Origin of the sequence: Pseudomonas sp. (assembly GCF_026224925.1) — a bacterium.
Lineage (GTDB): Bacteria > Pseudomonadota > Gammaproteobacteria > Pseudomonadales > Pseudomonadaceae > Aquipseudomonas.
In genome coordinates, this window is the sequence record NZ_JAMFRV010000451.1 from 1 (window position 1) to 8,974 (window position 8,974).

The window sequence follows — 8,974 nt, forward strand, 5'->3', positions numbered from 1 at the left end:
AGTGGTGAAGCACCGGTCAGAATTGACACCGGGTTTCAACTGATTGATCGGGCCAGTACCTAAAACTACCCCGACAGCCTGTAACTCTGCTCCCTGTGGGACCGAATTCATTCGGGAAGCGGGCGGCGCAGTTTGTCTGATAGGCCGGGTTGCGTCTTTCCCGAATGAATTCGGTCCCACTGCATAACTTTCGATCTCCAAAACCCTAACCATACCCATTGAATGATTGCGCAATCAGTGTAATATCCGCCAACAGAGCCATGGACAAAACCCAAGTCTCGTTTTTTTTGACTGCAAATGATTGCGCAACCATTACCAGAAAATACCTAAGGAATTTCACCTCTGCACCGCCACACGACACCGTTTTCACAATAAGGAAAATAAAAAGTGAACAACCCGATGCGCTCTGTAGCGACGAAAACCAACGTCCGCTATTTGATTCTGGTGATGATTTTCATCGTCACCGTGTTCAATTACGTCGACCGCGCCACGCTGTCGATTGCCGCCCCCAGCCTGCGCAAAGACCTTGGTTTTGATGCCGTGACCATGGGCATCGCCTTTTCTGCATTTGGCTGGGCCTACACCTGGTTGCAAATACCCGGCGGCATTATTCTGGACCGCTTCGGCTCTCGGCTTGTGTTGGGCCTGAGTTTGATTCTGTGGTCGGTGCTGACCTTTTTGCAGGGCTACGTCGACCTCTTCAGCTCAGCGTTTGTAGCGCTGTTTGTGTTGCGCTTTTTGATGGGCGCAGCCGAAGCACCGGCCTTCCCGGCCAACAACCGGCTTACGGTGATGTGGTTTCCGCGTCACGAACGCGGGCTGGCCACGGCAGTGTTTCAATCAGCACAATATTTCGCCCTGGCAGCGTTTACCCCGATCATGGTCTGGACCCTCAGCACCTTCGGCTGGCAGCACGTGTTTTTCTCCACCGGTGTTGCCGGCATCCTGATCGGCCTGTTGTGGTTCCGCATGGTCCACGAGCCGCGCAAGGACAAACGGGTCAATCAGGCGGAAATCGACTACATCGAAGCCGGCGGTGGCCTGCCTTCCATGGGCGATGCGCCGATCCCTTTCAGTTGGAAACGCGTGCGCACCATTGGCGGCAACCGGATGATGCTCGGCATCTACCTTGGCCAGTTCTGTCTCACGTCGATCACCTGGTTCTTCCTCACCTGGTTTCCGACGTACTTGATCGAAGCCAAAGGCATGACCCTACTCAAAGTCGGTCTGGTGGCGGCGATTCCGCCCATCGCCGGTTGCCTTGGTGGTGTGATCGGCGGTCTCTGGTCCGATTGGATGCTGCGCAAAGGCTACAGCCTCACCGCCGCGCGCAAGACCCCAATCATCTGCGGTTTGTTGCTGTCCAGCAGCATCGTGGTAGCCAACTACACGCAGTCAATCCCGCTGGTAATCCTGGTGATGTCTATCGCGTTCTTCGCCAAAGGCGTCGGCAATCTGGGCTGGTGCATCGTCGGTGACGTCTCGCCTAAACGTGCCATGGGCGTCAGCGGCGCGATGTTCAACTTCTGCGGCAACCTGGCCAGCATCGTCACCCCCATTGCTATCGGCGTGATGATCAATCAGCTCGGCTCATTCGACGTCGCGCTGATGTACGTCGCTGCCATGGGCCTGCTGGGTGCGTTCGCCTATCTGTTCATCGTCGGCCCGTTAAAACGCCTCGAACTCGACGAGCCGCAAGACCCACCCGTCAACCCTTTACCGAGTGATGCCCAGCTCCGCGAGCTGCGCCAATCCCATTCATAAAAGCTCGTTTAATTGATCATCAGGAGAACTCCCATGTCCGCATCACCACTCGCCCGCAAATCTTCGGATGACGACCGTATTGCCTGGGTTCGCGTGTCCTCGGTATTCCTGCCGCTGGCCAACCCGATCAGTGACGCAAAAGTCCTCACCGGTCGGCAGAAGCCCATGACCGAAATCGCCATGCTGTTTGTCGAGATCGAAACCGTCGACGGCCATAGCGGCCTTGGTTTCAGCTACTCCAAACGTGCGGGCGGCCCCGGCCAGTTTGCCCATGCCCAAGAAATCGCCCCGGCATTGCTCGACGAGAACCCCAGCGACATCTCCAAGCTGTGGACCAAGCTGTGCTGGGCCGGCGCATCGGTGGGCCGCAGCGGTCTGTCGACCCAAGCCATCGGTGCGTTCGACGTCGCCTTGTGGGATTTGAAAGCCAAGCGCGCCAACTTGTCCCTGGCGCGGTTGCTGGGCGCACAGCGTGATTCGGTACGCTGCTACAACACCTCGGGCGGTTTCCTGCACACCCCCCTTGATCAATTGATGAAGAACACCGACCTGTCGCGGGAAAAAGGCATCGGCGGCATCAAACTCAAGGTGGGCCAGCCGAACTGGGAAGTCGACTTGCACCGGGTCAGCACCGTGCGCAAGCACTTGGGCGACAACTTCCCGTTGATGGTCGATGCCAATCAGCAGTGGGACCGCCCGACCGCGCAGCGCATGTGCCGCAAGTTCGAAGAGCACAACCTGATCTGGATTGAAGAACCCCTCGACTGCTACGACGCGGAAGGCCATGCGGCCCTCGCCCAGCAATTTGATACACCGATTGCTACCGGGGAAATGCTCACCAGCGTGGCCGAGCACGCCGAGTTCATCAAACTGCGCGGCGCGGACTTCTTGATGCCCGACGCACCCCGTGTCGGCGGCATCACACCGTACTTGAAAGTCGCCGCCATGGCCGAACAGGCCGGACTGATGCTGGCGCCGCACTTCGCCATGGAACTGCACGTGCACCTTGCCGCTGCGTACCCGACCGAGCCTTGGGTTGAGCATTTCGAGTGGCTGGAACCGTTGTTCAACGAACGTCTTGAAACCCGTGACGGCCGCATGCTTGTGCCGACGCGGCCGGGTCTTGGCCTGACCCTCAGCGACCAAGTCAAAGCCTGGATCGCGCAGCAAGTGGAGGTCGGTAAACGCCCGTAACACTGAGGCCGCCCGGTACTGCACATCCCGGGTGGCTCCTTGATTGAGTCGGACCATAAAAACAACAACCGAGGACATTCATGTGGATCATTCAGACGTCGCAGCCACGCCCGTCGCTGCCGCAGTACCCATCGCCACAACCGCACGAAGCAAGGTCCGCTATCTGGTGCTGGCGATGCTGTTTATCGTCACCGCAATCAACGTCGGCGACCGGGCAACGTTGTCGATAACCGGCACCGCACTCACTCAGGTGCTGGGCATTAACTCGATCACTCTTGGCTATATATTTGCCGCATTCGCCTGGGCGTATGTACTGGGCCAACTGCCGGGGGGTTGGCTGCTGGACAAATTCGGCTCGGCGCGGGTTTACGGGCTGTCGCTGTTTCTCTGGTCAACCATCACCGTTGCCCAAGGCCTGATCGGCTTTCTGTCGGTGCCCATCGCGATTGGTACATTATTCGTGTTGCGCTTCTTGCTCGGACTGATCGAGGCCCCGGTATATCCGGCGAACAACCGTATCGTTGCCGCCTGGTTTCCCCTGCAAGAACGCGGCACCGCCACGGTGATCTATAACTCGTCGATGTACCTATCAGTGGTGATGCTCGCGCCGGCCATGGGCTTCGTCGCCCACAACTACGGCTGGGAACACGTGTATTGGCTGATGGGCGGCCTAGGCATTATTGTCAGTTTAATTTGGTTCAAGGTGGTCAAAAGCCCACGCGAGCACCCGATGGTCAACAGCGCCGAGTTGGCGTACATCCAGGAAGGTGGCGCACAAATAGACATGGATGCACCCAAGGCCAAAGGCGCATTCATACCCAAGTATGCCGACCTGAAAGTCCTGTTAAGAAGCCCGATGATGTGGTCGATTTATTTGGGTAAATACTGCGACACGTCGTTGCAGTACTTCTTCCTGACATGGTTTCCGATTTACCTGGTGAAAGGCCGTGGCCTAAACATCATGGAAGCGGGAGCCATCGCCGCCGTGCCAGGTATCTGTGGATTATTGGGCGCGCTATGTGGCGGTGCAATTTGCGATGTATTGATCCGCAAAGGCTTTTCCCTGACCGTGGCGCGCAAGATTCCGCTGGTGTGCGGCATGAGCATGGGCGCGACGCTGGTGCTGTGTAACTTCACCGATTCCATCTGGATCGTCACGCTGTTGATGTCGTTGGCGATCTTCGGCAAAGGCATCGTCGCGGTGGACTGGACCCTGGTGTCCGATACCGCACCGAAGGAAATCACCGGCATGGCGGGTGGCCTGTTCAATATGTTCGGCAACATCTCCGGAATCTTCACCCCGATCATCATCGGCTATATCGTGCAGACCACCGGTTCGTTCGAGGGCGCGCTGTACGTGGTGGCGGGGCATGCGTTGCTGGGAGCAGCGGCGTTCCTGAGCATGGGGACGTTGCGCAGATTGCAGTTGGATCGGGCAGTCTGATTGAGACATTGGTAATCCGAAATCCCCTGTGGGACCGAATTTATATCGGGAAGCAGACGACGCGGTTCATCAGGAAGACCGCGTCGCTTCATTCGCGAGCACGCTCGCTCCCACAGGTTTTGTGGATTACCCCAAATTCGGCGTTATGCCGAGCTTCAGTGGGACCGAACTTGTTCGGGAAGCAGACGCCGCGGTTACTCTGAAAAATTGCGGTGTTGCCTTCGTGAACAAGTTCCCTCCCACAGGGGAACCGGGGTTGCCCTCAAACATAGAACCTTCCACAGATTTTTTTCCAAGTCAAAATTCGCATTGACCGCGCGCAGTAATCAGCGGCGCTTCATCCGGTCGATGATTACCGCGATCAACAAGATCGTGCCGCGAATCACGTACTGATAGAAGGTGTCGATGTTCTTCAGGTTCATTGCGTTCTCGATGATCGCCAGAATCAGCACCCCGGCGATCACATGGCGAATCATGCCAATGCCGCCGCTCAAGGACACACCGCCGAGCACGCAAGCGGAAATCACCGTCAACTCGAAACCTTGCCCAATCATTGGCTGACCGGACGTCATCCGCGAGGCCAGCACCACACCAGCCAGCGCGCCGATCAAACCGTGCACGGCAAAGATAATAATTTTGGTCCGGTCGACGTGTACGCCAGCCAGCAGCGCCGCTTCCTGGTTACCGCCAATGGCCATGGTGTTGCGCCCGTAGGTGGTGTAGTTGAGCAGCCAGCCGAAAAACAAAAAGCACAACACGGTGATCACGATCGGTACCGGAACGCCGTAGATTTGGCCGTTGCCGAAGACGAAAAAGCCCTCGTTCATCACGCCAACCGCTTTGCCGCTGGAGAAGATATACGCCAGGCCGCGGACGATCTGCATCGTTGCCAACGTCGCGATCAACGCATTGATGCGCAGCTTGGCGATCACAATGCCATTGACCAGCCCGACCACCAAGCCCATGGCCAAAGCTGCCGAAACCCCGAGAAATACGCTATTGGTGTCGCGAATAACTAACCCCGCCACCACGCCAGCACAGGCAATCACAGAACCCACCGACAAGTCGAAATGCCCGGATGCCAGGCAGAACAACATGGTGCACGCGGCGATACCCACGGTGGACACTGCGAGCCCAAGGCCACGCATGTTCAACGAGGACATAAAGTTATCAATGAACAATGCGCAGAGCACAAAGATGGTCAGCGCAGCGAGGAGCATGACCCAGTCGTCGAAGAACCGACGCAAGTTCAGACCTTGCCGAGGAGCGGGCAGGCTATTTTCGTGTGACATATGTACCTCATTTGTATTTTTTCTAGTCAGCCACATAAGTAATTACCCGCGGGAGCGAGGAAGTGCCAATTGCAAAAGTCGAGATTCATCCGCTTCATCGCGGGACAGTTCACCGGTAATAGCGCCTTCGCTCATCACCAGAATCCGGTCAGAAATCCCCATCACTTCCATCAAGTCGCTGGAGACCACAATCACTGCGATGCCGCTTGCCGCCAGTTTATGAATGATCTGATAAATTTCAGCTTTCGCGCCGATGTCGATACCACGCGTAGGTTCGTCGAGCAGCAATACTTTCATTGGCATCGACAACCAACGGCCCAGAATCACTTTCTGCTGATTGCCGCCTGACAGGTAAATAATCTGCTGATCGGGCGAAGGCGTTTTTATGTTCAGCGCTTTAATTTGCTTGATCGCGTTGTCGGTTTCCCAACGCCCCTGAATTAACCAGCCAAAACGCGCATGGTCGCGACGCGCCCCCATGTTGATGTTTTCAGCCACACTGGACAGCGGCACGATGCCTTCTTTTTTTCGGTCTTCAGGGCACAACAAAATCCCGGCGGCAATCGCGTCGCGCGGAGAGTTCAATGCCAGAGGCTTGCCTTCCAACTGCAGCTCGCCGGCTTTACTGCGAGCCAGCCCGGAAAGTAGGCGCAACAACTCAGTGCGCCCTGCCCCGACCAGACCAAAAAAGCCCAATATTTCACCTTGCGCCACCGAGAAGCTGACCGGCTCTTGCAGACCGTGGCCGAGCAAGCCTTTAACTCCAAGTGCAGTGTTGTGGTGCTCGCGAGGCCGATAGTCGTAAATATCCTGGATATCGCGACCCACCATGCAGGTCACCAACTGATCATGGCTCAGGTCGCTCATCTGTTCGAAGGTGTGAACGAAACGCCCATCCTTGAATACCGTAACGGCATCGCAAATGCGGAAGATTTCTTCCATGCGGTGCGATACATACAAAATCACCCGGCCCTCATCGCGCAGCTTGGCGATGATAGCCATCAAGCGTTCGATCTCACGTGCCGACAAGCTGCTAGTCGGTTCGTCAAAGGCGATGACATGGGCGTTGTGTGACATGGCCTTGGCGATTTCAACCAGCTGGCGCTGCCCCAGCGACAGATCACCGAGGCGCGTCGACGGATCAATCTCGTCCGCCAGGCCTTTGAGCAACTCCCGCGCTCGTCGAACCATGGCCCGACGATTGACGACGCCGAAACGCGATGGCATATGACCCAGCAACAGGTTTTCTGCCACGGTCATTTCTGGCACCAATTGCAGCTCTTGGTGAATCACCGCTACACCGCCGGCAATGCTGTCAGCCGCCGACTTGAAATGCATGGTGCGCTCGCCGATCTGCAAGTTGCCGCTGTTGGGCTGATACGAACCGCCAAGGATCTTCAACAGCGTCGACTTGCCCGCGCCGTTCTCGCCCATCAGCGCATGCACCTGATTAGGCCGAGCGACGAAACTGATGTCCGAGAGCGCACGCACGCCGGGGAAATTCTTGCCAATGGCATTGAAGCGCAGGCTCTCGCCCATTTGTTGTTGATCCAACATGAAACCACCTCTCACCTCGTTCCGGTGGCCGGAACGAGGTCTTGCAGATGTCAGCCTGAACCGTCAGGCGCGCCGAGCCGAAACAAGCCTTATTTGTAGAGGCCGATCTTGGTCAGTACGTCTTTGAAGTTGGCGCGGGTGATCAGCGTGACATCAGCCAATGCGGTGTACTTCGCCGGCTCTTTGCCGGTCGTCACCCATTCATACATCGACAGCGCGGTGCCATAACCCTCTTTGTCCGGGCTTGGCAGCATCGAGCCGAAGAAGCCGCTTTCCGGCTTCTTCAATTCGTCGATTGCATCAGTGCCATTGATGCCGATACCGATGACATTCTGCGGTTTGAAACCTGCGCTTTCAGTTGCACGCACGCCACCCAGAACGGTGTTGTCGTTCATACCGCCGATAATCAGATTTTTTGCCGTGTTTGGCAGTTTCACCAACGCCGAGTTGGTGGCGTCCATGCTGCCCGGTACGTCGAGGGTTTTCTGCGCGGTATAGAGGATGTGATCAGCAGGCAGGCCAGCCTTGGTCAGCGAGTCCACCGAGCCGTCGGTGCGCTTTTTGCCAGTGTCCAGTTCGTTGTAGGTGTTGATCACCGCGTACGTTTCTTTCCAGTCCCAGTTGCGGTTTTTCGCTTCGCCGGCCATGGCGCTGCCCTGTTTCTGGCCCACTTCGAACGCGGCCATGCCCAGGTACGGTACGTCTTCCATGAATTTGCCATTACCATCGACGAAACGGTCATCGACCGCCATGACCTTCAGGCCATTTTGCTTGGCTTTGGCGACGATTGAAGGCCCGAGCCCGACATCTGGAGCGCAGATGACGAAGCCCTTGGCGCCATTGGCGGCCAGACTGTCGATGGCGGAGAGGGTTTTCTCGCCGTCTGGAACAGCGATTTTGATCACGGTAAAACCGTGCTCTTTACCGGCTTTTTCAGCGAAGGCCCATTCAGTCTGAAACCAGGGTTCTTCGGCCTGTTTAACCAGGAAGCCGATTTTGACTTCTTCAGCGGCAGATGCGGCGGTGCCCAATCCCAATATTGCAGTGGCGACAGCGGCACAGCACAGGGAACGGATCCCGTGACGACTCAACATAGCTAACTCCTTATTTTTATTGAATAGCTACAGCGTGCAACGATTAGTGCGATGGCTACCGACCTGTGAAGGTTGGCCTGACAAAACAGTCATATCATATTATGAATAGAGTCAACGTAACGTAGTGTCACCCGGGCTGGAGCGCTACGCGCCGCCCTCAGTCCAACGGTCTGCATAATCATCCCGCGAACCGATGACAGGCCATACCCGTCACCCCAACATCAGCCATCAACAGCGCACCAGCGAGCGCACCTTTAGCAGACGAAGGCGCCGCGCTAGTGACATAAAGCGTAGACAAGTCGGGGCCACCGAAGGCGCAACTGGTGGGGTGACTGACGGGTAGCTCGATCACCCGGTCGACCGAACCATCCGGGGCGAAACGAATCAAGCAGTGACCATCCCAACGGGCGTTCCAGACATAGCCTTCAGCGTCCATGGCTGATCCGTCTGGATCGCCACGAGCGTGTTCGGCAGCCCAGACAACCCGCTCACCCAAGCATCCATTTGCCTCCACGGAGTAGCGATAGATCACGCCATCAAGGCTGTCGGCGCTGTACACGACGGTGGCCTCGGGGTTCCAGAGCAAGGTATTGACGATGCCCTGCTCGGCGAGCAAGGGTGTGACGCTG

At 56.9% G+C, this 8,974-nt stretch carries 7 protein-coding genes; 3 read left to right on the plus strand and 4 right to left on the minus strand.

Annotation, left to right across the window (positions count from 1 at the left end; translation table 11 throughout):
• The first annotated feature begins 399 nt into the window (after positions 1 to 399).
• The 3 genes from M0974_RS19510 to M0974_RS19520 all read left to right on the plus strand — a co-directional run bounded on the left by M0974_RS19510 (position 400) and on the right by M0974_RS19520 (position 4,402).
• Entirely contained in the window at positions 400 to 1,764 is a 1,365-nt protein-coding gene (locus M0974_RS19510) for an MFS transporter (protein ID WP_297840421.1), read from the plus strand.
• A gap of 33 nt (positions 1,765 to 1,797) precedes the next feature.
• Positions 1,798 to 2,958, plus strand: coding sequence for a mandelate racemase/muconate lactonizing enzyme family protein (locus M0974_RS19515; RefSeq protein ID WP_297840407.1), 1,161 nt, complete (start codon positions 1,798 to 1,800; stop codon positions 2,956 to 2,958).
• A gap of 175 nt (positions 2,959 to 3,133) precedes the next feature.
• Positions 3,134 to 4,402, plus strand: a complete 1,269-nt coding sequence (locus M0974_RS19520; RefSeq protein WP_297840422.1) for an MFS transporter — start codon at positions 3,134 to 3,136, stop codon at positions 4,400 to 4,402.
• Positions 4,403 to 4,728: 326 nt separating this feature from the next.
• Here the strand turns inward: M0974_RS19520 and araH are convergent, their stop codons facing one another.
• The 4 genes from araH to M0974_RS19540 all read right to left on the minus strand — a co-directional run.
• Entirely contained in the window at positions 4,729 to 5,694 is a 966-nt protein-coding gene (gene araH, locus M0974_RS19525) for an L-arabinose ABC transporter permease AraH (RefSeq protein ID WP_297840409.1), read from the minus strand.
• 42 nt (positions 5,695 to 5,736) lie between these two features.
• Complete coding sequence (gene araG / locus M0974_RS19530; protein WP_297840413.1) at positions 5,737 to 7,251, minus strand: L-arabinose ABC transporter ATP-binding protein AraG; 1,515 nt, start codon at positions 7,249 to 7,251, stop codon at positions 5,737 to 5,739.
• Positions 7,252 to 7,340: 89 nt separating this feature from the next.
• Entirely contained in the window at positions 7,341 to 8,345 is a 1,005-nt protein-coding gene (locus M0974_RS19535; protein ID WP_297840416.1) for a substrate-binding domain-containing protein, read from the minus strand.
• 178 nt (positions 8,346 to 8,523) lie between these two features.
• Positions 8,524 to 8,974 (minus strand): SMP-30/gluconolactonase/LRE family protein (locus tag M0974_RS19540; protein WP_297840419.1); only part of this gene is annotated, 451 nt, incomplete at its 5' end.

Excerpts from the sequence above, each read along its gene's own strand:
- araG (WP_297840413.1), bottom strand. The coding sequence starts at position 7,251 with ATGTTGGATCAACAACAAATGGGCGAGAGCCTGCGCTTCAATGCCATT.
- M0974_RS19520 (WP_297840422.1), top strand. The coding sequence starts at position 3,134 with ATGCTGTTTATCGTCACCGCAATCAACGTCGGCGACCGGGCAACGTTG.
- M0974_RS19515 (WP_297840407.1), top strand. The coding sequence starts at position 1,798 with ATGTCCGCATCACCACTCGCCCGCAAATCTTCGGATGACGACCGTATT.
- M0974_RS19535 (WP_297840416.1), bottom strand. The coding sequence starts at position 8,345 with ATGTTGAGTCGTCACGGGATCCGTTCCCTGTGCTGTGCCGCTGTCGCC.
- M0974_RS19510 (WP_297840421.1), top strand. The coding sequence starts at position 400 with ATGCGCTCTGTAGCGACGAAAACCAACGTCCGCTATTTGATTCTGGTG.
- araH (WP_297840409.1), bottom strand. The coding sequence starts at position 5,694 with ATGTCACACGAAAATAGCCTGCCCGCTCCTCGGCAAGGTCTGAACTTG.